The 26,397-nt window shown below is 42.0% G+C and carries 26 protein-coding genes; 9 read left to right on the top strand and 17 right to left on the bottom strand.

Annotated elements, in window-relative coordinates; all coding sequences use genetic code 11:
- Positions 1-100: 100 nt before the first annotated feature.
- The 4 genes from DRB05_RS11675 to DRB05_RS11690 form a co-directional block, all read right to left on the bottom strand.
- Positions 101-499 carry a DUF3192 domain-containing protein gene (locus DRB05_RS11675; protein ID WP_128727097.1) on the bottom strand — a complete coding sequence of 133 codons (399 nt, stop codon included), beginning with the start codon at positions 497-499 and terminating at the stop codon, positions 101-103.
- A 138-nt stretch (positions 500-637) separates the two neighbouring features.
- Entirely contained in the window at positions 638-1,408 is a 771-nt protein-coding gene (gene xni / locus DRB05_RS11680; RefSeq protein ID WP_128727098.1) for a flap endonuclease Xni, read from the bottom strand.
- 5 nt (positions 1,409-1,413) lie between these two features.
- Entirely contained in the window at positions 1,414-2,757 is a 1,344-nt protein-coding gene (gene ppnN / locus DRB05_RS11685; protein WP_128727099.1) for a nucleotide 5'-monophosphate nucleosidase PpnN, read from the bottom strand.
- Between the two features lie 311 nt (positions 2,758-3,068).
- Positions 3,069-4,601, bottom strand: coding sequence for a GGDEF domain-containing protein (locus DRB05_RS11690; RefSeq protein WP_128727100.1), 1,533 nt, complete (start codon positions 4,599-4,601; stop codon positions 3,069-3,071).
- 177 nt (positions 4,602-4,778) lie between these two features.
- Here DRB05_RS11690 and DRB05_RS11695 point away from each other — a divergent pair, with 177 nt between their 5' ends.
- Complete coding sequence (locus DRB05_RS11695; RefSeq protein ID WP_128727101.1) at positions 4,779-6,557, top strand: PDZ domain-containing protein; 1,779 nt, start codon at positions 4,779-4,781, stop codon at positions 6,555-6,557.
- A gap of 91 nt (positions 6,558-6,648) precedes the next feature.
- Here the strand turns inward: DRB05_RS11695 and DRB05_RS11700 are convergent, their stop codons facing one another.
- From DRB05_RS11700 to hisG, 11 genes are all read right to left on the bottom strand, one after another.
- Entirely contained in the window at positions 6,649-7,197 is a 549-nt protein-coding gene (locus DRB05_RS11700; protein ID WP_128727102.1) for a YkvA family protein, read from the bottom strand.
- A 195-nt stretch (positions 7,198-7,392) separates the two neighbouring features.
- On the bottom strand, positions 7,393-8,172 hold the full coding sequence (locus DRB05_RS11705) for a glycosyltransferase family 25 protein (protein WP_240036240.1): 780 nt from the start codon (positions 8,170-8,172) through the stop codon (positions 7,393-7,395).
- A 211-nt stretch (positions 8,173-8,383) separates the two neighbouring features.
- Positions 8,384-8,884: a hypothetical protein gene (locus DRB05_RS11710; protein WP_128727104.1), complete on the bottom strand. Its 501-nt coding sequence runs from the start codon at positions 8,882-8,884 to the stop codon at positions 8,384-8,386.
- A 218-nt stretch (positions 8,885-9,102) separates the two neighbouring features.
- The gene (hisIE, locus tag DRB05_RS11715; protein ID WP_128727105.1) at positions 9,103-9,714 is read right to left on the bottom strand and encodes a bifunctional phosphoribosyl-AMP cyclohydrolase/phosphoribosyl-ATP diphosphatase HisIE; all 612 of its coding nucleotides are present in this window, start codon (positions 9,712-9,714) and stop codon (positions 9,103-9,105) included.
- Entirely contained in the window at positions 9,711-10,484 is a 774-nt protein-coding gene (hisF, locus tag DRB05_RS11720) for an imidazole glycerol phosphate synthase subunit HisF (protein ID WP_128727106.1), read from the bottom strand. The genes hisIE and hisF overlap by 4 nt, the downstream gene beginning before the upstream one ends.
- The gene (locus tag DRB05_RS11725; RefSeq protein ID WP_128727107.1) at positions 10,466-11,200 is read right to left on the bottom strand and encodes a 1-(5-phosphoribosyl)-5-[(5-phosphoribosylamino)methylideneamino] imidazole-4-carboxamide isomerase; all 735 of its coding nucleotides are present in this window, start codon (positions 11,198-11,200) and stop codon (positions 10,466-10,468) included. The genes hisF and DRB05_RS11725 overlap by 19 nt, the downstream gene beginning before the upstream one ends.
- Before the next feature lie 11 nt (positions 11,201-11,211).
- Positions 11,212-11,802 carry an imidazole glycerol phosphate synthase subunit HisH gene (gene hisH / locus DRB05_RS11730; protein WP_128727108.1) on the bottom strand — a complete coding sequence of 197 codons (591 nt, stop codon included), beginning with the start codon at positions 11,800-11,802 and terminating at the stop codon, positions 11,212-11,214.
- Positions 11,799-12,860, bottom strand: coding sequence for a bifunctional histidinol-phosphatase/imidazoleglycerol-phosphate dehydratase HisB (gene hisB / locus DRB05_RS11735; RefSeq protein ID WP_128727109.1), 1,062 nt, complete (start codon positions 12,858-12,860; stop codon positions 11,799-11,801). The genes hisH and hisB overlap by 4 nt, the downstream gene beginning before the upstream one ends.
- Positions 12,857-13,924 (bottom strand): histidinol-phosphate transaminase, encoded by a 1,068-nt coding sequence (gene hisC / locus DRB05_RS11740; protein ID WP_128727110.1) that lies wholly within the window; start codon positions 13,922-13,924, stop codon positions 12,857-12,859. The genes hisB and hisC overlap by 4 nt, the downstream gene beginning before the upstream one ends.
- Entirely contained in the window at positions 13,917-15,212 is a 1,296-nt protein-coding gene (hisD, locus tag DRB05_RS11745; protein ID WP_128727111.1) for a histidinol dehydrogenase, read from the bottom strand. Before hisD ends, hisC begins: the two co-directional genes overlap by 8 nt.
- Positions 15,213-15,216: 4 nt before the next feature.
- Positions 15,217-16,116 carry an ATP phosphoribosyltransferase gene (gene hisG, locus DRB05_RS11750; protein ID WP_128727112.1) on the bottom strand — a complete coding sequence of 300 codons (900 nt, stop codon included), beginning with the start codon at positions 16,114-16,116 and terminating at the stop codon, positions 15,217-15,219.
- 336 nt (positions 16,117-16,452) lie between these two features.
- On the opposite strand from hisG, the gene DRB05_RS11755 reads away from it, so the two are divergent.
- The 5 genes from DRB05_RS11755 to DRB05_RS11775 all read left to right on the top strand — a co-directional run bounded on the left by DRB05_RS11755 (position 16,453) and on the right by DRB05_RS11775 (position 20,404).
- Positions 16,453-16,698 (top strand): hypothetical protein, encoded by a 246-nt coding sequence (locus DRB05_RS11755; RefSeq protein ID WP_128727113.1) that lies wholly within the window; start codon positions 16,453-16,455, stop codon positions 16,696-16,698.
- Between the two features lie 171 nt (positions 16,699-16,869).
- Positions 16,870-17,214: a hypothetical protein gene (locus DRB05_RS11760; protein ID WP_128727114.1), complete on the top strand. Its 345-nt coding sequence runs from the start codon at positions 16,870-16,872 to the stop codon at positions 17,212-17,214.
- A 334-nt stretch (positions 17,215-17,548) separates the two neighbouring features.
- Positions 17,549-19,387 (top strand): ATP-dependent DNA helicase, encoded by a 1,839-nt coding sequence (locus DRB05_RS11765; protein WP_128727115.1) that lies wholly within the window; start codon positions 17,549-17,551, stop codon positions 19,385-19,387.
- The gene (gene tsaB, locus DRB05_RS11770; RefSeq protein ID WP_128727116.1) at positions 19,377-20,063 is read left to right on the top strand and encodes a tRNA (adenosine(37)-N6)-threonylcarbamoyltransferase complex dimerization subunit type 1 TsaB; all 687 of its coding nucleotides are present in this window, start codon (positions 19,377-19,379) and stop codon (positions 20,061-20,063) included. The genes DRB05_RS11765 and tsaB overlap by 11 nt, the downstream gene beginning before the upstream one ends.
- A 44-nt stretch (positions 20,064-20,107) precedes the next feature.
- Positions 20,108-20,404, top strand: coding sequence for a hypothetical protein (locus DRB05_RS11775; RefSeq protein WP_128727117.1), 297 nt, complete (start codon positions 20,108-20,110; stop codon positions 20,402-20,404).
- A gap of 287 nt (positions 20,405-20,691) precedes the next feature.
- Here the strand turns inward: DRB05_RS11775 and DRB05_RS11780 are convergent, their stop codons facing one another.
- Entirely contained in the window at positions 20,692-21,984 is a 1,293-nt protein-coding gene (locus DRB05_RS11780) for an alkaline phosphatase (protein ID WP_128727118.1), read from the bottom strand.
- Between the two features lie 181 nt (positions 21,985-22,165).
- On the opposite strand from DRB05_RS11780, the gene DRB05_RS11785 reads away from it, so the two are divergent.
- The 3 genes from DRB05_RS11785 to rnd all read left to right on the top strand — a co-directional run bounded on the left by DRB05_RS11785 (position 22,166) and on the right by rnd (position 26,091).
- Positions 22,166-23,038 (top strand): alpha/beta hydrolase, encoded by an 873-nt coding sequence (locus DRB05_RS11785; RefSeq protein ID WP_128727119.1) that lies wholly within the window; start codon positions 22,166-22,168, stop codon positions 23,036-23,038.
- 192 nt (positions 23,039-23,230) lie between these two features.
- Positions 23,231-24,883, top strand: coding sequence for a long-chain-fatty-acid--CoA ligase FadD (gene fadD, locus DRB05_RS11790; RefSeq protein WP_128727120.1), 1,653 nt, complete (start codon positions 23,231-23,233; stop codon positions 24,881-24,883).
- Positions 24,884-24,960: 77 nt separating this feature from the next.
- Positions 24,961-26,091, top strand: a complete 1,131-nt coding sequence (gene rnd, locus DRB05_RS11795; protein ID WP_128727121.1) for a ribonuclease D — start codon at positions 24,961-24,963, stop codon at positions 26,089-26,091.
- Positions 26,092-26,136: 45 nt separating this feature from the next.
- Here the strand turns inward: rnd and minE are convergent, their stop codons facing one another.
- A complete protein-coding gene (minE, locus tag DRB05_RS11800) occupies positions 26,137-26,397 on the bottom strand; it encodes a cell division topological specificity factor MinE (RefSeq protein WP_010372964.1) in 261 nt (86 codons plus the stop codon).

Here is a 26,397-nt window from a genome sequence, read left to right on the forward strand (position 1 = left end):
GCCCTACTCGCAAGACAAAAACTTTGCTATCTAATTTTTCTAAATGAGGCGTTTTTAACGAAACTAATATGTTATTTCACCCTTAAAATTGGTTGGAACATTAATCTGATTGGTATGACACTTTATCAAATGTAACCCTTGCACCAGGACCCCAAAGCTTCAGTACGCCATTTTCAAATAATAATCCAGTACATTCATCTTCCGTCGTAATCCCGTCCGGTTTTACAAGCTGAGTACGATAAAATACAATTTGTAAAATCGTATTATCTTGTTTCTTCTTTACATACGTTAGATCCGGACTACCCAAGGTATCTAATACTGTATCCAACTCAGTTGGTTTTTCAAGGCTAAGGTTACGAATGAAACGATTATTAAATGCTTCTCGATCCTGCCAAATCATCGCTTGCGGATCATCTTTATAGTAGTTGATAACGAGAAACACCACAGTAACGTAAACCGCAAGGCCAAGAAATATGTACTGTAATATTTTCCTAATCATCTAACTGCTCAATAAAGAATGGGTAAAATGGACTCTGTATCAACAAAACTGAGATACGCTTGCATGCAATATATCAAAGTCACCTACATTAGCCTAGCGCTTAGCGACGATGTAATACATTGCCAATAAAAAGTCCCTTCAAACCACTCGTATATCCTTCAAACTAAAGCCAATTTCAATATCTCTCCTTAGTGTCACTAGTGCCAGACTTGTAACATAATCGCTTGCTCCGGCCTCTAATTTTGCTTTTGCAGCAGGCTTTACTGTCTCATCTTTTAGCATATTTTCAAAGTCATCATGCTTTGCAAGCAGCTCTTGCGCTGTTTTGACACCAACCCCAGCAACACCTGGAATATCGTTCGTCTTGTCACCACTTAATGCCCAAAACATTTCGAGCTTGCTTTGGGTCACAGAAAATCGACTTTTGATATCTTCAAGCGAAATTATCGACTTTTTGAAATAGTCGTACACAGAGATAGCATCATTGATCAGGGGTAAGAAGCCTTTATCAGTCGATACTATCGTGCAGTTAACATTGGCGGCAGCGGCTTTACAAGCAAGCGTCGCTATCACATCATCAGCTTCATCATGTTCGGGATTAAATGATTTAACACCAACACTTGCAAACGCTTCTGAAAACTTATCGAGGTTATGATTTAGGAATTCGGGCATAGGTTGACGACTTATTTTATATTTTGGGTAGAAGTGATAACGCCAACTTTTATCACCATCAAAGACCGCAACGGCGTGTGTCGCCCCCGTTTTACGTAACAAGCTACGAGTAGCTTGCTCTACACGAAGACAAGAGGCCTTAATATGAGCCTCTTGTTCTTTATTACCTTTTGGTTCGTTAACGGCATAGATGCGCCTGATAAGGTTAAGCGCATCTATTAACAACAAATTATTCATTCACTCTAAGCTTTAATTTTATAACACGGTATATATTTGCTTCCAGGTAACTTCATTCGCCCTTGAGCTACAAATGCACCCAACAGCTTATCCATATCGGCCATCAGTGATTTATCACCACTTAATTCATACGGACCGTGCTGTTTAATTGCTGTAATACCTTCATCCTTCACGTTACCGGCAACAATACCAGAAAAAGCACGTCTTAAGTTAGCGGCCAGTAATTGTTTTGGTTGCGCTAAGTGTAAGTCTAAGCCAGACATATTTTCATGCGTCGGTGAAAAAGGATGCTGAAAATCATTTTCAATCTTTAATGTCCAATTAAAGTAATAGGCATCACCCTGAGACTTACGATACTCACGCACCGTTGCCATCGACTGCTTGAGCTTTTTGGCTACCAGTTCTGGATTGTCTACGATAATCTCAAACTTAGACAGGGCTTCTTTCCCAAGTGTTTTTTCAACAAAAGCACTGAGCTCTTCAAAATATGCAGCTGACTCTTTAGGGCCAGTTAAGATCACAGGTAAACATTGCTTTTCGTTTTCTGGATGTAACAAAATACCCAGTAAATAAAGCAGCTCTTCAGCTGTTCCGGCACCGCCTGGGAAAATAATAATGCCATGTGCGATACGGATAAACGCTTCTAGACGTTTTTCAATATCAGGCAAAATCACTAATTCATTAACAATAGGATTAGGCGGCTCAGCGGCAATAATACTGGGCTCGGTTAACCCTAAATAACGATTATTAGAGATCCGTTGCTTGGCATGGCCAATTGTAGCTCCTTTCATTGGCCCTTTCATAGCTCCTGGTCCACAACCAGTACAAATATTCAGACCACGAAGGCCCAGTTGATAGCCCACTTCCTTGGTATATTTGTATTCAACTTCATTGATTGAATGACCGCCCCAACAGACAATCATGTTAGGGTCTTTATTCACTTCAAGCGCATCGGCGTTACGCAGCATGTCAAAAACCATATGAGTAATTTCCACCGGAGATTTATTCTCACCATGGTATTTTTGACAAATAAAAAGTATATCGCGGATCACAGAGAATATGTGCTCATGAATACCGGTAATTATTTGACCATCGACAAAAGCTGACTCGGGGGGATTGCTTAACGCAATTTTTATTCCTCGCTCACGTGCGAGTAGCTGAATATCAAAATCTTCATATTTATCGTATATTTCTGAGCTGGAATCAGTATGGCTACCTACGTTCAACACCGCCAATGCACAATTTCTAAAAAGCCTATACCTCTCACTTGTGGTTGACTGCTGAAGTAAATCGACTTCCAATCTTGATAATAAGTTAAGAACCCCAGTTGGGTTTAGCTCTATTTGCATAGGCTTACTCCTTGTTTGTTATGCGCAGCGGGTGGTAATACCAACTAGTCTTAATACTTGCTCAATTTGAAGGAGCAAATCAGACGCTAACTGCGTTAAAAATTTCTCATTTAGAACAACTAAACAGCAAAATTTTCGCCTTGCCTACATGGATGTAGGTACCTTGGCGATAGCAGGACGCGGTAGCGGTGTTATCGACAAGATTTTCTTGCCTCAAAATAGAACGCTTAATTAAACGAATTGGTATAACTAAGCAAAGCGGGGACGAGTATAAAAGCTCGCCACTCAGCCTTTACCCAAGTTAACTCTATTTACTTAAAACATAGCCTATCTCGCCCGCTGTTCTTCGCTTCATAAAGCGCAGCATCGGCTCGGTCAAAGGCACTGAGCGCTGTATCCCCTTTGACAAACTGAGTAGCGCCGAGAGAAATCGTAATTTCGACTTCTTTTTCTTTAAATTTGAATGGTATAGATTTAATGACTTGCCTGACTTTTTCAAGCGGTTTTTGCGCATGAGTCAATGGCATCCCCGGCATTAGCAAGACAAATTCCTCACCGCCGTAACGTGCGATGAAATCGCTTTTCCTGATAGACTTTTTAAGCGCTCTTGCGATCACCTGTAATGTTTTGTCGCCCGCGCTATGTCCATAGCGGTCGTTGATTGACTTGAAGTGATCGACGTCGATCACAACTAGAGTCACATCTGAGTCATTAATCTCAAATAAATGCATTTCATGGGTTAGGCGCTCATCAAACGCGGCTCTATTTGGTAATTTGGTTAAGCTATCCAGTAAGCTTTTAAATTTTTGTTCACTGAGCCGTTTTTTATAATTTGAAACTTTAGATTCTAAAATGTTAATTCGATTATTAATTGCATCAAAGGAGTCTAGCAGCGCCTCTCGCTCATTTTTTTCGAGTTTTTCACGCGCTATCAAATCTGCACTCAATAGCTTCAACTCATTATCGACCAAGGCCTTAAGTTCTGTTATTGAGCTGGCGTTTTGGGTTTGCTGATTTAAGTTCTGAATTTTTGATTCAATTTTATTGTTTAACGATTGCAGCTCTTTAGATGTTGATTTTGAACGTGCTGTTGTTTCAACAATAGAACGATGTAGCTCTTCTAGTGTCTGATTTAAAGAAACTAAGAAGCCTTGCGCAGATTGGCGTTCTTTGGCAATCGTTTGCGCAATAATTTTAATGATCTCTGTCGCTGCAGAATATAAATTATCTAAACTGTCATCGTCAGCAACGCTTGCCCGGATCTCTTTAACCTTTTCTATCACTTCGTCTTCGAAAATTAATTCGTTGATTAAAGCTTGAAGCTCTGCAGCTAACTCAGGATGACGGCCATCGCCGGTTTCTTCCCTAACTTCTACTTTAGATTGCAAAACGGTGTGATAGATTGAAACTAAAGACTCTAGCACTGGGATGTAAGCATTAGTGGAGTTAATTTCTTCAAGTTCAACATCTAACAAATGACGCAACTTTCTGCGTGATTCATTTGGCAGGCCTTTAAGCTTTTGCAGCAACTTGCCGCTTTGTTGAATCGCTACTTGCAACGCTTTTTGGTTATTGGAGTTGGTCACTTCTTGAGACTTCAATGGCTCAGAGATACCATCGATAAACGGCGCTAGCTGCTCAAAATCAACACCTTTATTAAGCACAGTACGAAACTTAGCCAGCTGATTATCAAGCGAAACATCTTGCCCTTTGCAGGCGAGAGATAACTTTGCAGCAAACTGAGTTAGAAGTTCTACTTGTTGTTTTCTTGCATCCTCAAGCGTTTTTCTAGCCTCTATGGCTTGCTTTAATTTTTGCTCGAGCATTAAGGCATTGTCAGTCACAGATTTCCAATCATAAAATAATCTCTTAGTTATTAAGTCTACAACAAATTAGGTCGTTATGTGCAGAAATTTAACGTGGTAACGTATCGGAGTTTGCTGTTTACTCATCGATATTACTTAGCGTGTAAGTTGCTGATTTGGTAAATTGATCATATCTCGAATTACCGACAAATAATAATGAAGAAAAGTCTTATTGCCTTAGCATGTACAGCAACATTTAGTGTTTATGCTGACGTCGACTACCGTATTTCAATTACGCAACCACAGCATCACCTTGCAGAAGTGGAAGTAAAGTTTCCAAAATCCTCACAGTCAAGCATTGATGTGCAACTCCCAGATTGGCGCACAGGTCGCTACGAGATATTGGATTTAGCCAATGGCGTACGCTTTTTTGACGCCAAGTCTCAAAACGGGCAAGTACAAAAATGGGAAAAAATTGATAAAAGCACATGGCGTGTACACCTTAGCGAGCCGACCGAACTGACGGTTAAATACCAGATTTATGCCAATGAGTTAGGTCTTCGAGCCAGACACATAGACGACACCCACGCCTTTATTGATGCATCTGGCTTTTTGATGTTTAGTGAATCTTTCAGATCTGAGCCTGTATCTGTTGAGCTCAATGTTCCGAAAGGCTGGCGCTCTGTTTCCGGTATGGACTTTGCCGATTCAAAACACAGCTTCAAAGCCGATAACTATGACATATTGTTAGATTCCCCTATTGAAACTGGCATTAATCAGCTGCATAAGTTTGAGGTAGATGGCCGTAAATATGAATTAGTTATTTGGGGCGACGGCAACTATGACGTTGAACAAATGCTCGCTGATCTTAAAAAACTCGTTCAAACCGGCACGCTCATTTGGCACGACTATCCTTATGACCGTTATGTCTTTATGGTGCATGCAACCAGTGGTGCACGAGGGGCAACAGAGCACTTAAACTCGACGATTATTCAAAGACATAGAGACAGTTTTAAAGAAAGAGATGATTACATTGGTTTTATCTCTACAGCAGCACATGAGTTCATTCACACGTGGAATGTCAAAAACTATCGCCCAGCAGGTATGGTTCCTTATGATTACGTCGCACCAAACTACACTGATTTATTGTGGCTAGCAGAAGGCTCAACCAGCTACTTTGAGGATTATTTACTGCTAAGCGCAGGGATCACCACCAATGATGAATATCTTAACATGCTGACTAAGCGTGTTAACCGCCACTTGAAAACTCCTGGTCGTCATATTCAGTCAGTCGCAGCAACGAGCTTTGATAAATGGATCAATCAAGGTGGCGATCACGGGATAAATTACAGCACCAATATCTATTCAGAAGGGGCGTTGGTATCCATGGCGCTTGATATTGACTTACTCGCAAAGTCAAACGGAAAAATTAGCTACCGTGACGTTCATAAAGCGCTTTACAAACAGCACAAACTGCCACACAGCTTCACCAGCGAAGATGTTAAAAACATCCTAAAAGAGCTCACAGACCAAGACTATAGTGCTTGGTGGAATGAATATGTTGATACGCCAGCGAACATAGATTTTGACAAATTATTCGACAAAGTAGGGCTTGTTTATGGTTATCCAGAGTCGGCAAAAGTGATTGCTGGCTTAGATGGTATGGCAAGGCAAAAGGGTGAATTACTGGAGCTGACCCATGTGGCTCGTGAAGGAAATGCATGGCAAGCGGGGTTAACAGCAGGGGATCTTATCGTTGCATTTGATAAGCACCATGTTCGTAAAGATTTAAAAACAAGCTTAGAAAACTTCGAGCCAGGTCAAACAATCACAATAGATTTTATCCGTCGAGATAAGTTAATGAATACCAAAATCAAGCTTGACCGTGACCATGATAAGCCTAAAAAAATAACATTCATGCCAAACCCATCAAACGAGCAAGCATTACTTTATAAAGCATGGATGGGTGTTTCTCACCCAAATGAAATAAAATAATGCCTAATCAAAAAGGGCTGATAACTATCAGCCCTTTTAAATCCGTAGTCCTAAGCTCAGTCGCAATTAGCTTAACTTAGAACAACTTAACTTACATAATGCGAGAGAAGAAGCGTGAACGGTTCTTAGAGCGGCCTCTACGCATAGAAGAGCGGATCTGAGAGCGTGTACCTGCTAGCCAGCTTTCACGGTCTACTTTGGCGTTATCACCACGCCTTGCTTCTTCAGTAGCTCTAAAGCCACAGAATTCACGGTATGCTTTTAAGTCTAGTGACAATTCTTGCAATACAAGTTCAATCATAATGGCGTCATCCACATAACCCAGTACAGGGATATGATCTGGAACGATATCTTCTGGCTCACTGAAATAAGCAAGAGAAGCCATGATCTCTCGCTTTTCATCTTCAGGCATTTGCCATTCTTCATCTAACACAGCATCAATTAGCGTTTGTAATGAAATTAGACGAGTACTAACAAATTCAGGAAGGTTGGATTTTTCCATTGTTGCCACTAAATCTCGCGCTTTAGCAATGATTTCGGCATCACTCACATCGCCACTTTTTTCGATAGCAGCTTTCATCATTCCACGGAAGTGTTCTAGATCTGAATCAGAGAGTTCAAAGTTGATTTCTATAGACACGTCTGTGCTCCCTCAACGTTGTTATTATTAATGGTTTAAGCAAAAAGTTAATCTTATTGCAATAATCTTAGATACTAGCATATCTTTTTCAGAAGTCTTCTCATAAATTACACTTTTAACACGAATTTTTCTCTATTATGTACAGCCATCGACCCCATCGGTTAAAAGGCATACAGCGGTTTTCACACTGTGTAGTTAGAAATGATGATGATAGCGTTTGAGAACTAAACTTCGATAAAACTTATTTTTTATAAATTTATTTATCTGGAGCAACTGTTTGCGCAAAAAATACCGCTTTGCTCCTGTAACGCTTGGTGCTCTATCTATGGTACTAGCAAACTTTTCGCCATGGCTGACAGGACAAGGACTCATTACGAATACACTCAGCTCTTTTTCCCAAAAATGTTGATAATCAATATCGATCGGCCTACCAAAAGGAATTGATTTGGATAATATTTTCTCTGCCCCCTTAAGACTTACAAGCTGAGCAACCGTTCCTGCAGGTACTTTATTTTGCATAAATAACGATAGCGATTTGTTTAGCGGGAAGCTTGCAATCGGAGTTCTTTTGTTCTTCTGAGACTGGAATAGCTTGATCATATCCCACTCAAATGGCAGTGAAGCAATCATTTGGTCTATCTGTGCTAAGTCGTCGTGTAGTTGAAAATCATCTTCAAAAATAAAAGCATAGGGGAGTTTTAACTCAACAATTCTGCTTAGTGCTTTCATGTGACTTAGATAACAACCTATCTCTCCTAGCGTTAAAGGGCGAAAATACTGTTTAGCATTTTTTTTCTTACAATAGCTCGCGTCTAATACATCTGCGTTCAGCTCTGCTCCTTTTACTGCGCTAACCCTTTCAAAGGGGAGTGAGAATTTATCAAATTGAGAAGTAGACTCTGCTAGTCTATCCGTACAAGAGTCTAAATTGATGAGAAAAATATTCGGTTTGGTCACAATAATGCATACATCCACATAATAAGTACACCAGAGTGTGCGGTTTTTGTGTGACGATGGAATGAAGAAATTAAGATATAGAGTCGAAATTAGCAACCTAATGTAGAATCTATCCAAGCTAAATCAGATTAGTTGAAGGAAGTCGAAAACGCGTGGAATGCTAATCTGAACTAATTCAGCTAATCAATCGATAAGCGGAGAAGCAGGGTTTTTCTCCGCGTTTTGGATTTTATTTCTCAGTTACATTAAACGTAACTATCCATGGCGTGACTTTATCAAGACCTTTGCCTAGTTCAATTGCGATTTTGCTGGTCGAGCTCGGTGACATAATTTGCGTACGCATCAGGTCACCACTTTTCTGGCTATCACCCACCCAAGAGGGATCTAAACACTGCTTTGCAAGACCTTGCGCATAGTTATGAATTTTTACTGCGTTTTCGTACTCTTTGAACTGTTCTGAACAGGTATATTTTGTTTTACCTAAAGTACTTTCTATAATTTGACACTTGTTGCCAACTAGATGTGCTTTTGCCTGCCAAGAGTTAATCAACTTTGTACCAACTTCAGCGCCTTTAAGCGCAGAAAACCCATTTGAAGATGCACTTAGAAGCGTATTTAGCTTTTCACACCCCGACATATCATCAAGCTTTTCTTGTTGCTCAGGAGTCAGTGTTGAACATCCGACAGCTGTCAACCCTGCCAACATTAGAGCGAGTAATCTTGTTTTCATAAACCGTTCCATACTGTTCGCAATAGCACCATTAAAGTTAGACTAATATTTTGCCACTGCATAGTTGTAAGACTATGAGAAGTTTACCTTATTTATATGAATAGGAGTTGATCTAATTACAGATTTATCCCAAATATAGTAAGTTGGCTTGTTACGGCACGATGTCGGAACAAGCCAACGAAAAGATAGGTGAAATGATTACTTACCCAAAGCGCAAATTACTTATGCCTATCTTTTAGCGTATTGACCACATCACTGAGCGTAAGCCCTTGTCTCTGTAATAAGACAATAAGATGATACAGTAAGTCTGCGGACTCATTGAGCAACTCTTCGTTGTCGTTTTTCATCGCCGCCAGTGCCACTTCAACACCTTCTTCTCCGACCTTTTGACAACTACGGCTTAAGTCTTTTGCAAACAAAGAAGCGGTATAACTACTTTCAGGGGATGCATTTTTCCTCTGGGCAATCACTCGCTCAAGCTTGCCTAAAAATGCAAGCTCTGGCATGGTATCCGCAAAGCAACTTTCGCTGCCAAGGTGGCAAGTTGGACCTTGTGGCTTTGCGTAAATCAGCAGGCTGTCTTTATCACAATCGGTATGCACTTCCACCAAAGTTAACACATTATTTGAAGTTTCACCTTTGGTCCAAAGACGCGATTTAGAACGCGAATAAAAAGTCACAAGTTGCTTTTCTAGTGTCACTTCAAGGGCTTCTTTGTTCATAAAGCCTTGCATCAACACTACCCCGGTTAATACGTCTTGTACGATAGCGGGAATGAGTGCTGATTTATCAAAATCTACTTCTGCTATGTTTTGTTTATTAATTATCATTGTCGTGCTGCCACATCATTATTTATTAAGAACTGCTTGAGCTTTGGAATTTCAATCACACCTTTATGGAACACACTTGCAGCCAAAGCACCATCGACATCAGTTTGTTTAAATACATCAACAAAGTCTTGCATACTGCCTGCGCCGCCAGAGGCGATAAGTGGCACTTTACACAATGTTCTAATCGCGCTGAGCTGCGCTATGTCATAGCCATTACGCACGCCATCTTGATTCATACAATTAAGTACAATCTCTCCGGCTCCAAGATCTTGAACTCGTTTGACCCATTCTTGCGTTTTGTATCGAGTACGACTTGACGCATTCGGATCGCCAGTTAACTGGTATACTAAATATTCTTGAGTTTGCTTATCATAAAAGCTGTCTACGCCTACAACCACACATTGCTTACCAAATTCATCATGTAACTCTTTAATGAGTTCAGGCCTTGCAATGGCAGGGCTATTAATGGAGATCTTATCTGCACCTTGCTCAAGCACTCGAGCTGCATCAGCCACCGATTTAATCCCACCAGCTACGCAAAATGGTATATCAATATGTCTAGCAATTTCAGCTACCCAATTCACATCAAGCAAACGCTTTTCAACGCTGGCACTGATCTCATAAAACACCAGTTCATCAGCACCGGCCTCACTATAACGCTTGGCGAGATCAAGAATATCCCCAACCACTTCATGGCCTTGGAATTTAACACCTTTGACAACCTGGCCGTCTTTTACGTCTAAACAAGGAATTATGCGTTTTGATAGCATGTTAAGGCCTCCTCAACGCTAAAAACACCTTCAAGTAGCGATTTGCCAAGTATTACTCCACCTACTTGTTGTTTCGCAAGCCGTGCAATATCCTCAAGAGAGCTCACGCCCCCTGATGCTTGTACTTTAATTGCACTGTTATGCTTAGTGATGTCTTCGTATAATGCAAACGATGGACCTGTCATCGTGCCATCCTTACTGATATCTGTGCATAAAAAGTCGCTTACACCTTGCTCTACATAAAAATCTAACAGCTCGAATAGATCGCTTTTCGCATCATTGAGCCAGCCGTGAGTAGCAGGAGACCAGCCATTTTCAGTTTTGTTCACGTCAAGTGCTATCACAAATTTATCGGCGCCACATGCTTTAATCCATGCTGCAACTTCTTGCTGTTTATCTACCGCCATCGAGCCTATCACCACTTGGGCGGCTCCGGCATCTAGCCATTGCTTTACGTCGTCCATACTGCGAATACCACCGCCTACTTGAAAGGGTACAGATAAAGCCTTAGTCGCTGCCTGAATGGTGCGCCATTGCTTTTTGCTCGGGTCTCGAGCACCTTCTAAATCCACCAAATGGAGCTTTGCAGCACCTGCATTTTGGTATTCAAGTAAACGCTCCGCTAAATTAAATGGGTAAAACTGTGCAGTTTCGTACTTGCCTTGATACAAACGAACAATATTGTTCTCTAATACATCTAAAGCGGGAATAATCATTGTTCGTCCTTTTATAGCTGCCAATTAATAAAGTTTTGTAAAAGCTGCGCACCAACCTTGCCGCTGCGCTCAGGGTGAAATTGCATGCCAGCATAATTGTCGTTTGCAACAATCGCAGAAAACGCTTGACCGTACTCACCCGAAACCAGTGTCGATTGATTGATGGTATGCGCAAAACTGTGCACAAAATACACTTGCTCTTGTTCACTGAGTCCTGCCGTGAGCGCATGGGGCTTCACCACTCGGAGATTATTCCAGCCCATGTGCGGTGCTGTTAACTCGTTAGTCTCTAATAACTCAACCTTACCCGGAATGCGACCTAAGCACGGAATATCACCTTCTTCTGTCGATTGACAAAGCAGCTGCATCCCTAAGCAAATACCCATCAAAGGCCGTTGATAGTCAGCTATCGCCTCTGCCCAGCCTTGCTCATTTAAACGCTTCATTGCCACATTGGCATGGCCTACGCCCGGTAAAATTGCTCGTTCAAAGCTGGCTAGTTTCTCCGGTGCAGTGATCACTTCTGGTGTAACACCAAGGCGCTCAAATGCAAAACGCACTGAATTAATATTGGCACAACCGGTATTAATAATTGCAATCATAAACACCCCTTAGAACTTGCCATTTGCTGTGACGCATCCGTTGCAATTGCCATACGAATAGCACGAGAAAACGCTTTGAATAAGCCTTCAACTTGGTGATGGGCATTACCTTCACTGACGCTCAGAATTAAACTCACAGCCGCATTATCCGCAAATGACTTGAAGAAATGCTCAACCATTTGTACATCCAAGTCACCCACTTTATCTCGTGTAAAATCAGCATTGAGTACAAAAGATGCGCGTCCAGATAAGTCCAACTGACATTCTGCTTTACATTCATCCATCGGCAACGCAAAGCCATAACGTGCGATTTGTGATTTTGTGCCAAGCGCGGCCTTAAAAGCCTGACCAAGAGCAATCCCGATGTCTTCTACGAGGTGGTGTTCGTCTATGTGTAAGTCACCTTTCGCCTGAATATTCAGGCCAAGGTTGGCGTGGGTTCTGATCTGATCTAGCATGTGGTCAAAAAAACCAAGCCCCGTCGAAATTTCCCCATTGGCTTGTTGGTCTAGATTTATCGCCACCGAAATCTGCGTTTCTTTGGTATTTCTGGCAATTTGTGCGCTGCGATTTAAGGTGGTTAACTGCGTCACAATAGCAGGCCAGTTATCTTTGTAGAGAATACCTTCAATGCAGAGGTTTTCTGCAAGCTGAATATCCGTTTGTCTATCCCCAATAACAAACGATTTGCTAAGGTCCACTTTGCCCGAGCGCATCAGTTCGGTGAGTAATCCAGTTTTAGGTTTACGACATTGGCAATTGTCTTCATCAAAATGAGGGCAGATCAATACCTCTTCGAAACGGATCCCTTGGCTTGTTAGTATTTGCATCATTTTATCTTGAGGCGCATCAAAATCTGCTTTAGGGAAGCTACTTGTGCCGAGGCCATCTTGGTTAGATACCATCACTAATTTATAACCAAATGACTGTAATTGTAATAACGCAGGGATCACATTAGGTAATAGTGCTAGCTTCTCTAGACTATCTACTTGTTTATCGGTTATTGGCTCTTCGATAATAGTGCCATCGCGGTCGATGAATAAATACGGGGCGCTCATGATACTTCCTCAGTGACTTGGCATTGTTTCAGCCAATTTTCTACTTGTTTTAATTCCTGCTCGTTGCCGATAGAGATGCGCAGCCAATTGTCCTCGCCAAACAGCACAAATGGCCGCATGATTAAACCTTGGAGCATCGCTTGCTTTACAAACTGTTTGTCGGTTAGCTGTAAAGTAACAAAGTTGCCTTCGCCACATAATATTGCGCTTACGAATTCGCTGTCTTGTAGCCATTGTATAAGCTTCTTTTTTGCTAGGTTCAAAATAGAGACTTGGCGACGCATCTGAGTTAATGCGTCTGGCGTTAACGCAGTTGCTGCAATTTGTGCCACGACTGTAGAAACAGGGTAGGGCGCAATCACTTTTCTCACCGGTGCCAATAGTTGTTCACTTGCTAACATAAAGCCAACGCGAAGTCCCGCTAGTGCAAACGCTTTAGATAGCGTACGCAGCACGACGACATTTGAGAACTCTTTGATTAGCTCGACACAGGTTTTTTCTTCACAAAACTCAATATAGGCTTCATCAACGACCAAAATTGTACGGCCTTGAAGCTTACCTGCAAGTGCTGCAACTTTGCTGGCAGGTTGCATTGCACCGGTTGGGTTATTTGGATTACAGACGAAGACAAGTTTAGCCTCGCCAATTGCAGCGGTTAGTGTATCCACATCGTCATTGGCAAGCTGATCTTGGCTTAATTCATTAATCGCAATGTTATGAGTGTCAGCCGTAACTTTATACATTCCATAGGTAGGAGTAAAAATCGCAATGCTATCTTTGGCTGACTCGCAGTAAGTTCGAACTAAAAGTTCAATCCCTTCATCTGCGCCACGAGTCATCAGCACATTTGTTTGCTCGACTTTTGCGTAGCTCGCATAGGCACCTATTACGACTTGTGGCTGCGGATCAGGGTAACGATTTAAGTTATCAAAACGCATTTCAAGCATACGAGCGTATGGACTTTCATTGGCGTTAAGCCATGTTGTGCCTGTCAGCTTTTCGCTTTTTGCAGAGCTGTAAGCCTTTAGTTTTTCGATGTTATTAGGTAACGCAATACTAGTCATTAATATTCTCCAACCTTACTTTAACAGCATTCGCGTGAGCGTCTAGACCTTCAGCTTGTGCCAGAGGTAAAATGGCAGAGCTCAAACCACGCAGGCCCTCTTTTGTGATGGTTTGTACTGTGTAAGCCTTATAAAAATCCATCAGATTTAAACTTGAGTAGGTTTTTGAATAACCATAGGTTGGCAGTACATGGTTGGTGCCTGAAGCATAGTCACCTGCTGACTCTGGCGTATAGTCACCGACAAACACTGAGCCCACGTTTTTTACTAGCGGCAGGAAGCATTCAGCATCTCTTATCTGTAAGATAAGGTGTTCTGGTCCATACTCTGCTGAGATCTCAAATGCTTGCTCTATGCTCTCAACTAAAACAAGCGTGCTATTTTTAAGCGCAGCTCTGGCAATATCAGCGCGGCTAAGTTCGCCGAGTTGGCGCTCGATTGCAGCTTGAGTTTCTTCGATAAGCTGACTATCAGATGCTAATAATATGACTTGCGAGTCTTCACCGTGCTCCGCTTGAGAAAGTAGATCGGCTGCGATAAATTCTGGATTAGCCCCTTTATCTGCAATCACTAACACCTCTGAAGGGCCTGCAGGCATATCAATCGCAAGTCCAGGCACTGACTGAGAAAGTAACTGTTTTGCCATCGTAACAAAGCTATTACCTGGGCCAAAAATCTTATTCACTTTTGGTACGCTGTCGGTACCTAAAGCCATCGCAGCAATTGCTCCAGCACCACCACATTCAATAATGTCAGTAATGCCACAGAGTTTAGCTGCATACAAAATCGCAGGGTTTATCTGACTATCACCTTTAACTGGGGTTGCTAACACGATTGTTTTGGCACCGCTTAGCTGCGCGCAAACACCTTGCATCAATACAGAAGAAGGTAGAGGAGCGCTACCACCAGGTACATATAAGCCTACAGCTTCTATCGCTTGATATCTAAGCTCGCAGATCACACCCGGCTGAGTCTCAACTGTCTTGCTTTGTGGTAGCTGCAACTGGTGAAACTTTTTAATGTTGCTATAAGCTAGGTCAATAGCACTTTTCAGCTCTGGCGCTAACGCGTATTCGCTGTCGGCGATCTCTGTTTCTGTCACTCTTATTCTGGGGCTGACGCGAGCATCGAATTGCTCAGCATAATCAATAAGTGCGTTGTCGCCGTTGCGAGCGACGTTTTCGATTATCGTTTCAACTGCCGCTTTTACCTTGTCACCCACTTTGACCGCAGGACGGCTCAAGCATTCTATGCGTTGCTCGCTGGTGGCTAACTGCCAATCAAACATGGTATTACTCCATCATCTTTTCAATTGGCATAACCAGAATGGAGTTAGCGCCAAGCGCCTTTAACTCTTCCATTGTCTCCCAAAACAGAGTCTCAGAGCTGACCATGTGAAGTGCAACATATTCATCGCTGCCAGCAAGTGCAAGCAAAGTTGGTTGGCCGGTACCTGGTAAAAGTGCACATACTTCATCTAACTTGTTCTTTGGTGCATGCATCATGATGTACTTACTTTCTTTTGCTTGTTTCACCCCTTTAAGGCGTGGCATTAGCTTATCGATTAGCGCAAGCTTACTTTGGTCAGTCAATGCTGCATTTTGAATGAGGCAAGCATTCGATTCTAAGATAGTATCGCCTTGCATAAGGCCATTAGCTTCGAGCGTTGCACCGGTTGATACTAGGTCACAAATGGCGTCAGCGAGACCTGCTCGAGGTGCAACTTCTACCGAGCCTGTTAACATGACCACACTAGCATCAATGTTCTCACGTTTTAGATATTGCTTTAAAATCTCAGGGTAGGTGGTTGCGATGCGTTTGCCGTTAAACCAGGCTTTTTCCTGTAGACCTAGCTCTTGTGGCCACGCCAGCGCTAAACGGCAAAAGCCGAAGTCCAATTTTGAAAGCTTAGTGACTTCAGCAAACTGCTCGTTACGCACACGCTCAGCTTGCGCTTCTTCTAAAACATTTTCGCCAACAATGCCTAAATCACAAACGCCGTCCATTACAAGACCCGGTATATCATCATCACGCACTCTAAGTACATCAATAGGCATGTTGGTAGAGTGTGCAATTAGACGCTGTTCACGTAGATTTAGTTTTACACCTAGTTGTTTGAGTAGGGCTTGGCAATCCTTTGAAAGACGGCCTGATTTTTGGATTGCGATTCTTAAACGATTATTGTTACTCATTATTTATTTCCTAATTCTTTAAACGAAAAACCCCGAGGCGGAACCTCGGGGCGAAATAAACTTTGACTATACTTTTTGTTTCGCCGGAGGTTCCTTTAAGGAATAACCCACCAGCGAAATACCTGACAGGTTATCCCGTATGATGATGGTGATGATGAATTGCTGTCAGTGTCATTAGCATGATGTTACCTTTGTAATATATCTGCTGTTCAAAAAGTTCATTTATAGATAAACATAATTTTGTTCTACTTGGCAATCATTTTTTAACGCAAATTAAAGAATAGCTTATAACAGCCGATAATAAGCAATATCAACAGCAGGTTAGTGGAGGATCATATGGATGCATTCAAACCCTTTTTAGCCCCTATCGTAAGACTTGATGTCGCACATAAGTCTGCATTTCATGTAGCTGGTGTACAGCACTATAAGATTGAAAAAATTAAGAAAGACCTCAAAACAGATGTCGAACTTAAACGCCAAGCTGCTGAGCATGAAAAAATTAAAGAAAGTGAAGATGAAGAGGATGAGGAGGAAAAATCTCACGAAGAACATAAGGGTGAGAATCTAGATACATGGGCCTGAATAGCGAACAACCTATTAACTGTGGCAGTACCATATTAAACAAACCTTTGATTAGCCTGATTGAAAGCGCAAGCTCGGCTCACCCACTTTATATTCGAGAAGCTCCTTACAATAAACCTCTTAGGATATAATTTTCCAGTCAAACTGGTCGTTTATTTAGGGAGAAATAATATGTTAAATAAATCAGTGAAGAATCTCATAGGTTGCTTTGTTGTAGGTCTGTCTGTGCTAGCATTAGCCCCGAGTGTTGTACCTGGTAGTATGGCTGTCTTAGCATTTTACTTAAGCCTTGTACTACTCCTAGTTTCCTTGTTTACCATTTCTTCAGCCAATCACCGCCACTTTCAATTGACAGCAATCATTGTCGGCGTCGGTATGTTGGTTTTGAATGATTACTTGCGTGTTGTCATGCCTTCGCCAGAATCTACTTGGACTAACCGCATCGCTTTATATCTCGTATATCTCACTATTTGTGGGGTGGGTATGATCAAGATTAAACGACAACTTAACAGGTAATACCAGTTGTATTAAGTAAATGATCTATTTCGAAGCGGGGAAATAGCTTTAGTAGCTAGGCAAAAATTTTGCTATTTAGTTGTTCTAAATGAAAAGTTTTTAACGAAGCTAATATGCTATTTCACCCTTCAAATTGATTAGATAATTAATTCAATTGGTATCCACTCTCAGTTATTGCCAAACAGCGGTTGCGATTTGATGCTTAGCCACATACAATTTCGCGACCTGTCTGTTTGTAAACTACATTACTTTGGCTGTATCTACGACTTTCTCTTCTACGGGGCCTTTAGCCCAGCATTTCCCGGGCTATCAACCAAGGCAGCCCCAAATTGATATGGCAATTGCGGTAGAAGAAACTATACAAAATGGTGGACAATGCATCGCCGAAGCAGGAACAGGGACGGGGAAAACATTTGCTTATCTCATTCCTGCCTTTCAGTCTAAAGGTAAAGTCATCGTCTCTACCGGCTCTAAGGCCTTGCAAGAGCAATTATTCCATCGTGACGTGCCGACCCTAAAAAAGGTGCTTGGCAGTGGTAAAAAAGTCACTTTGCTAAAAGGTAGAGCCAATTACCTTTGCCCTTATCGCTTGTCACAGCATTTGAGCCATGTGCCAACCGACGACCCAGATGTTATGCACCAACTTGCTATGGTTGCAAAGTTCGCTTCTGAAACACACAGTGGAGACTTAGCCGACTGTGTTGGTATCGAAGAAGACGCAAAGGTATTACCCTACGTTACTTCAACTGCAGATAACTGTTTAGGGAAAGAGTGCCCAGACTACGAAGACTGTTATATCCGAAAGGCAAGATTAAAGGCAGTCGATGCCGATGTTGTGGTGATCAACCATCATTTATTTTTTGCCGATATGGCCGTAAAAGATTTAGGCTTTGCAGAGCTAATGCCAACCGCGGATAGCTATATCTTCGATGAAGCACATCAATTACCGGAAATTGCCAGTGACTACTTTGGTGAGACTATCAGCACTAAAGCTTTGCAGGCGCTTATTAACGATTTGAGGGTGATCTACCGCGCTGATATTCCAGATATGTTACAACTTGGCAAAACACTCAATAAATTGGAAACCAGTGTCGCCGATTTGCGTTTGGTATTTGGTGGCGATGGTGCTCGTGGTGATTGGCGTGAAGCGCTGGCGAATAAACCGATTTGCGATGCCATGCATCGAGTGATAGCTAACTTAGACTTTCTCTATAAGGTACTCAAACTTTGTCTGGATAGAAGTGAAAAAATAGAACACCCATTTGAAAAGGTCATGACCTTTAAAAGCCAGTTTGAACGTGCCTTTGATACCAGCCAAACCGGATTTAGTTACTGGTTCGAAACCACAAGACGCTTTTTATCTATTCATATCACGCCGCTTGATGTATCAAGTAAGTTTGCACAAATTGTCAAAACCACTGAGGCAAGCTTTGTATTTACCTCCGCCACCTTATCCGTCGATAATTCCCTTGAGCACTTCAGTCGTAGCCTAGGGCTCAAACCGACCTCACAATTTATTGTTGAGAGCCCATTTGACTATAAGCAACAAGCCTTGTTATGCCTGCCACGCTATCTACCAGAGACCCGTGACGACCTAATGCCACATGCGCTGGTAAAGCTTGCAAAGCAAGTGATTGAAGCGGCAAAAGGGCGTACATTTTTACTCTTTACCAGTTATCGCGCGATGCATTTAGTCTACGAAGGACTGAATACGGCGCTGCAATATCCCATTTTTATGCAAGGGCAAGCATCTAAACGGATAATACTCGAACAATTTATTCGGCATGGAAACGCCGTACTACTTGGTACAGCCTCCTTTTGGGAGGGCGTGGATGTGAGAGGTGACACTTTGAGTTGTGTTGTCATTGATAAGCTACCATTTGCTTCACCAGATGACCCTTTGTTGCAAGCTCGTATGCGCGACGCTGAAATGCGTGGATTAGAACCCTTTGATGCAATACAACTCCCCCAAGCTGTAATCGCGCTGAAACAGGGGGTTGGGCGATTAATTCGTGATGCTAACGATAAAGGTGTACTGATTATTTGCGATAATCGCTTAGTTACGAGAAAATACGGCCAGACGTTTTTAAGTAGTTTGCCTGATATGTCTCGCACGAGAGACTTAAACAAGGCAATTCGATTTTTAGAGAATATTGATAAAAATGAAAAATAACCTGTTGGCCATAGATGCCTCCACCGAAGCACTCAGTATTGCATTGCACTATGAAGGCAAGTTTATTCGCCACTTCGAGGTTTGCCCACAGCAGCATAGTCAAAAGATACTTCCCTTAGTTGAACGTATCTTACGCGAAGCCGATATCACTCTTAGTGAGCTGGATGGCATTGTATTTGGACGTGGGCCTGGCAGCTTTACAGGGGTGAGAATAAGTACAGCAGTTGCGCAAGGCTTAGCATATTCTTCAGGTCTTAAGTTGGTTGGTGTTTCAACTTTGCAGGCGATGGCGCAACAGGCATACATGGAAGCAGGCAAGTCCAGCGTAGTGTCGGCAATAGATGCACGTATGGGTGAGATCTACCTATGCCAATACAACGGGGAAACTTGTGGTGTTATTCAACCAAGCACCGAAGAAACAGTTATTACGCCTGAAAATATCGACTTTACATCGAGTGGTGCGGCAGGTGTTGGTACAGGATGGCAAGCATTCTCAGAGCTTGCTACACAGCTTGACTGCGAAATCATTGACAATATCACATTACCAGACGCTTATTACATGCTGTTTATAGCCGACGATAGTTTCACACAAGGCTTATCTGTGGATGCGGCTGACGCCCAGCCGCAATATGTGAGGGATACTGTGACGTGGAAAAAGTTGCCAGGTCGAGAATAAAGGCGTATTTTTATACAAGCATATCGTATTTATTGAGCTAGAACGTGAAACTAAATTCAATCATTCAACAAGCTGGTACTTACCAAGTAAAGCCACAGCCTAAAAAGGCCGTGAGCCCTGCTATTGAAGACGGAAATACGGCGAAGCTCAATACCGCACAGATCAAAACCAGTGAAAAGGGCATTGCGTTGGTGGAGCAGTTCCAGTCGCAGCAACGTTCGACTATCTACGACCGCCCTAACTTTCGTACTGGACAGGCAATTAGTGAATACAAAGCAATTGCAACGGAAGCAAGACGAGATGAGATAAAAAGTATGATTGGCGTTTCTGTTTACGCGTAATACCAATTCACTTAATTAAGTGGTCTATTTTGAGGCAAGAAAATCTTGTCGATACACCGCTACCGCGTCCTGCTATCGCTAAGGTACCTGCATCCATGTAGGCATGACAAAAATTTTGCTATTTAGTTGTTCTAAATGAGAAATTTTTAACGCCGTTAGCGTCAGATTTGCTCCTTCAAATTGAGCAAGTATTAAGGCTAATTGGTATATTATCTCATCCAAAACTATAAAACAAAGAAGGTCAGCAAATGCTGACCTTCTTTGTTTGAAATAGTAGATGAAGATTTCTACTTTTTAATAAATCCAATCAGTTTATCCGCAATTGCGGTATTATTTTGCGAGCCAATGAACGCTTCTTTACCTTTACCATGGGCAAACACTTGTACATCGATAGCGGTGTGACCACCCGTTGTCCAACCAGTGAAAGATGCATCACTAATTGCCTCTTTAACGACAATGCTAAGCGCCTTTGGACCTTGTGATAGTGCTTCTTTTACTTTTAGCTCAGTCGCACTGTCATACTCAAGACCAGTGAGCTCTTGCCATGTTGCTTTAACGTCTTTTGCCTTTGCAAGTGCTTTTGCAATTTCGCCCGCTGAACCTTTCACTTTAGCGATCACATCGCGTTCCCAGCGATACTGACCATTCGCACCAAGCGTTAATCCGCCGGTAGAGTGATCTGCTGTGATCACCAAGATAGTGTCTGGATTGTTATCAACAAAAGTCTTTGCCAGCTTAATTGACTTTGCAAAGTCGTCCATTTCATGCATAGCACAAGCGATATCATTAGCATGTCCACACCAGTCAATCTGACTACCTTCAATCATTAAGAAGAAGCCTTTATCATTTTGATTTTCCAATAATGATAGCGCCGTTTTAGTCATTTTAGTTAGGCGCTGCGGCTCTTCATCAATTGCGAATGGCAGACCTACTTCTGCGAACAGACCCATAGCAGGAATTTTATTTAGCGTTTCAAGCTTGGATAAAGCATCAACGTATTGATAACCTGCGTCTTTAAATTCATTAACTAGGTTTCTATCTTCACGAATGAAGTATTTAGTGCCGCCACCAAGCATAAGATCTACGGGTAGTTTTCCTGCGATTTTATTGTCGATGTAATCATTGGCAATGTCGTCATAGTTACGACGCGATTCATTATGAGACGCGAAACTTGCAGGTGTTGCATGGTTGATTTGCGATGTTGCAACAAGCGCGGTTGTTTTACCTTTTCTTTTCGCCACTTCAAGCATCGTTTCCAAATGTTCTTTATGGGGGTCTACCGCAATTGCGCCATTATAGCTTTTAGTTCCTGTACTCAGAGCGGTTGCACCTGCAGCACTGTCTGTTACAACCGTGTCGTCGTCTGGGTAGGTATGCGCCATACCAACCAAAATAGAGTCGAAAACCGTTGGGTCAACAACTTTCGTGGAAGGGTCATCTTTAAAATAACGATAGGCAGTGGTATAAGCTGGGCCCATGCCGTCGCCAATCATATAAATGATATTTTTTGGAGCAGCCAGTGTCGGAGCCGCAAATACTAACCCAACAAATGAGGCCAAAAGACCAGTTTTGAATTTCATTGTTATTCCCGTGTACTTTTCTAAATAGAAACCTGTTGTTCGAACCTCGCTACTTGCATACCCGAAAGGTAGCTGTGTTCAAATTAAAAATATTTTCAACAAATCAAAGTAGTAAGTTCAAATATGTCACGGTAAGATGATAAATCAATGATGATACAATGAACACTAAAAGAATTAATCGATGTCTATAGATGCGATAAAAGAACAAAAAATCGGGCCATTCTCCTACCAAAGCTGGGGAGAGGGGGATCAAACTGTGGTCTACCTTCATGGTTGGCAAGATAACAGCAACAGTTTTGTGCCGCTTGCGTCATTTGGCAATGAAAAATATTCTCATATTGCGCTTGACTTACCCGGCCACGGACGATCAGATTGGAAAAGCACGGATGCCTTTTATTACTTTATAGACTATGTTTATGATCTGAAATGTTTTTTAGATTTAGCACAGATCCAAACGTGCCATATTGTTGGTCATTCTATGGGAGCGATGATAGCTAACTTATTTGCTAGTTGTTATCCAACACGTTGTTTATCTTTGGTTATAATTGAGGGCATAGGGATAGTGAGCACCTCAGAGAGTGATACCAAAACCCAGCTCATTAATGCGTTTAATTCTCGAGATAAATTAAAACAATCTGAACCAAGGGTTTATCCTGATATAAATACGCTTGCGCAACTGCGCAGTAAAGTCAGTGATATTTCTGTAGAAATAGCAGCGATGCTTATGGCAAGAAATACTCTGTCGCATACTGATGGCGTGCAGCTTAGATTGGACCCACGGCTAAAGCATCACTCTGGATTTAGATATTCCATCGCCCAAGCAAAATCAGCACTCAACGGGATATCTGTTCCAACTTTACTGGTTTTAGCGGAACAAGGATATGACATGATTGTCAGACAATATAATCAATTTAAGAGCTGTTTCGACTCACTTAAGCTTGAGAAAATGCCTGGCGGCCACCATTGCCATATGGAAAACCCAGAAATTTGCTATAAGCTAATTGAAGCGCACCAAGACAGCAACAGAACATCGTTTACAACCCAAGGAGCGTAAAGAATAAACTAATCATGGAACGAAAAGTTCACAAAGAGCATTAAAGCCCACGTTTCAACAGCATCTAGATTGTAAATCCTCAGATATTGTGGGAATATGGCGCTTTTAGAGTATTTGCTCAATTGTTAAAGTGCCTTACATCGTTTATGGTTTAAGGTGAATATAAAAATAACGAGAACACAGGAGCTAAGAGTGGAAAAAATCTGGCTTAAGCGCTACCCAGAAGGTATGCCTGAAACTATCGACCCAGAGCATTACAACTCATTGCTTGAATTATTTGAAAAAAGTTTCGCAGATTATGCCCAGTATCCGGCCTATACCAATATGGGTAAGACACTGACTTATCAGCAAGTTGATGAAAAAACCAAAGCAGTTGCTAGTTATATACAAAACGAATTGAAGCTTGGCCGAGGCGATAAAGTTGCAGTCATGATGCCAAACTTATTACAAACCCCAGTTACCATTTTAGGGGTACTGCGTGCTGGTTGTACTGTTGTGAATGTCAACCCGCTGTACACGGTACGCGAATTGGAGCACCAGCTGAATGACTCAGAGTCAAAAGCTATCTTTATACTTGCGAATTTTGCCCATACCCTTGAGCAAGCATTGCCAAAGACAAGTGTGAAACACGTAGTGCTCACTGAGATTGGTGACATGTTAGGTGGCTTTAAGAAGCATTTAGTTAACTTCGTTGTTAAGCACTTCAAGAAAATGGTACCGGACTTCAGCCTGCAAAATACAATCCCTTTCAAACAAGTAATTGCAGCAAACCCCGCAAAATACAGTAAACCAGAAGTGTCTCTGAGCGATCTTGCCTTCTTGCAATATACTGGCGGTACAACTGGCGTATCTAAAGGCGCAATGCTAACTCATGGCAATATGGTAGCAAACCTAGAACAAGTTTCAGGCTGTTTAGACACGGTGTTAGATAAGGGAAAGGAAGTCGTTATTACGGCCTTACCGCTTTACCATATTTTTGCACTTACAGCGAACTGCCTAACCTTTATGAAGTACGGTGGTCACAATATTTTGATTACCAACCCACGTGATATGCCTGCGTTTGTAAAAGAGCTAGCAAAGGTTCCATTTACCGCTATCACAGGTGTAAACACATTATTTAATGGATTATTAAACACACCGGGGTTTGCCGACCTCGACTTTTCAACCCTGAAAATGTCTCTAGGCGGGGGTATGGCTGTACAACGCCCTGTCGCTGAACGTTGGCAGAAAGTCACAAAATCAAAACTGATGGAAGGTTATGGCCTTACAGAATGTGCTCCGCTAGTTACTATCTGTCCGCACGATCTAGAAGCCTACAATGGTTCTATTGGTTTACCGGCCCCAAGCACTGATATTAAAATCATAGATGACAATGGCAATGAAACCCCTAAAGGTGAACCCGGTGAACTATGTGTTAAAGGCCCACAAGTGATGGCTGGTTACTACAATCGCCCAGACGCAACTGCCGAATGTTTAAAAGATGGCTGGTTTGCAACGGGTGATATCGCTACTTATGATGATGACGGTTTCTTCTACATCGTTGATCGTAAAAAAGACATGATCTTAGTGTCTGGCTTTAACGTTTTCCCTAATGAAATCGAAGAAGTCGTTGCTATGCACGAAGGCGTATTAGAAGTTGCGGCGGTTGGCGTGCCACATGAGGTTAGTGGTGAGCAAGTTAAAGTTTTTATTGTTAAAAAAGACCCATCTTTAACAGAAAAAGATATAATTGCACATTGCCGAGATAATCTAACGAACTATAAAGTACCAAAGCTAGTTGAGTTTAGAGATGAACTGCCAAAGACTAATGTTGGTAAAATACTGCGTAGAGCGTTAAAAGAATAACAAATAGAGCCGGCACTAGCCGGCTTTTTTATAACTAGCGTGATATGGCTAGTTATGTAAATTGCATGGGAGTAACAGTGCAGTATCAAGTTATTGAAAGCCAAACAGCACTAGATGAATTTGTCTTGTCTATTTCGAAAGCCAAAGTGCTCGCCGTCGACACCGAATTCATGCGTCGCCGCACCCTATACCCAGAAATTGCTCTATTACAGATCTTTGATGGTAACCACCTTGCTCTTATCGATCCATTAGCCGATATAGATTTTAGTAGGCTTTGGACATTATTTTCAGATACTAGTGTTTTAAAAGTACTCCATTCTCCTTCGGAAGATATCGAAGTATTTCTAAAGTTCGCAGGTTTTATCCCATCACCAATATTCGATACCCAGTTTGCTTTACAGTTGTTAGGTGAGGGTAGTTGTATTGGTTTTGCTAATATGGTGAAGCAACTTAGAGACGTAGATATTGACAAAAGTGAATCCAGAACAGATTGGTTACGCCGCCCTCTAACTCAGAGCCAATTAGATTACGCCGCCTCCGATGTATATCATTTACTGCCATGTTTTGAGACTATTCAGACGCGAGTAAATGAAAAGCAGCTATTTAACATAGTGCTTCAAGAAAGTGAGTTGCTCGCTCAAAAGCGAAGTTTCCGCCAGCCAGATGAAGTTCTTTACCTTGATGTTAAAAACGTATGGCAGCTCAAGCCTAGAGATCTTGCCACCCTGAAAGAACTTGCAGCATGGCGCAGAGCCAAAGCAGAGAAAAAAAACTTAGCACTCAATTTTGTGCTAAAAGAACATAATATGGTGGAGATTGCCAAACGTCGTCCAAGCTCACTGGGTAGTTTACGCAATGTTCCGGGTGTTGAGCCCATGGAAGTCAATCGCTCAGGTAAAGAAATTCTCGCCTGTATAGAAAAAGCAAAAGAGGTGAGTGAACAAAATTGTCCACAACGCGTAAGAAGACTCATCGACTTTAAAGGTTATAAAGCAGCCTGTAAGGATATCAAACATGTGGTTGCTAACGTTGCCGAGGATAATAATATTCCGGTTGATGTGTTTGCCTCAAAGAAACAAATAAACCAAGTGATCAGCTGGTCGTGGAAAAAATCACCAGAAGAAAAACAGTTGCTGATGAGGCCGGACCTCGCTCTAGGCTGGAGAGCTCAGCTTATTGGGGACAAATTAGACAGCTGGTGGTGCTAAACAAATAAAAGGGCTACCTACGCATAGCCCTTTTTAAATTCGAATTTACTTTTCATCATCAGGTAAAGTGACGTTCAGCTCAAGTACTGCTAAATCATCTTCATTTTGTTCAAACTGTACGTTGACAGCATCCGAGTCTACCTTTACATACTTACGAATAACATCAAGAATGTCTTGCTTGAGTTGTGGTAAGTAGTCCGGCGTACCACGCTTTGATCGTTCATGAGCAACGATGATCTGCAGTCGCTCTTTTGCAAGCGACGCGCTATTTTTTTTCTCAGAGCGGAAATAATCTAATAATGACAC

The organism is Pseudoalteromonas sp. A757 (genome assembly GCF_004103285.1).
GTDB classification, from domain to species: Bacteria; Pseudomonadota; Gammaproteobacteria; order Enterobacterales; family Alteromonadaceae; genus Pseudoalteromonas; species Pseudoalteromonas galatheae.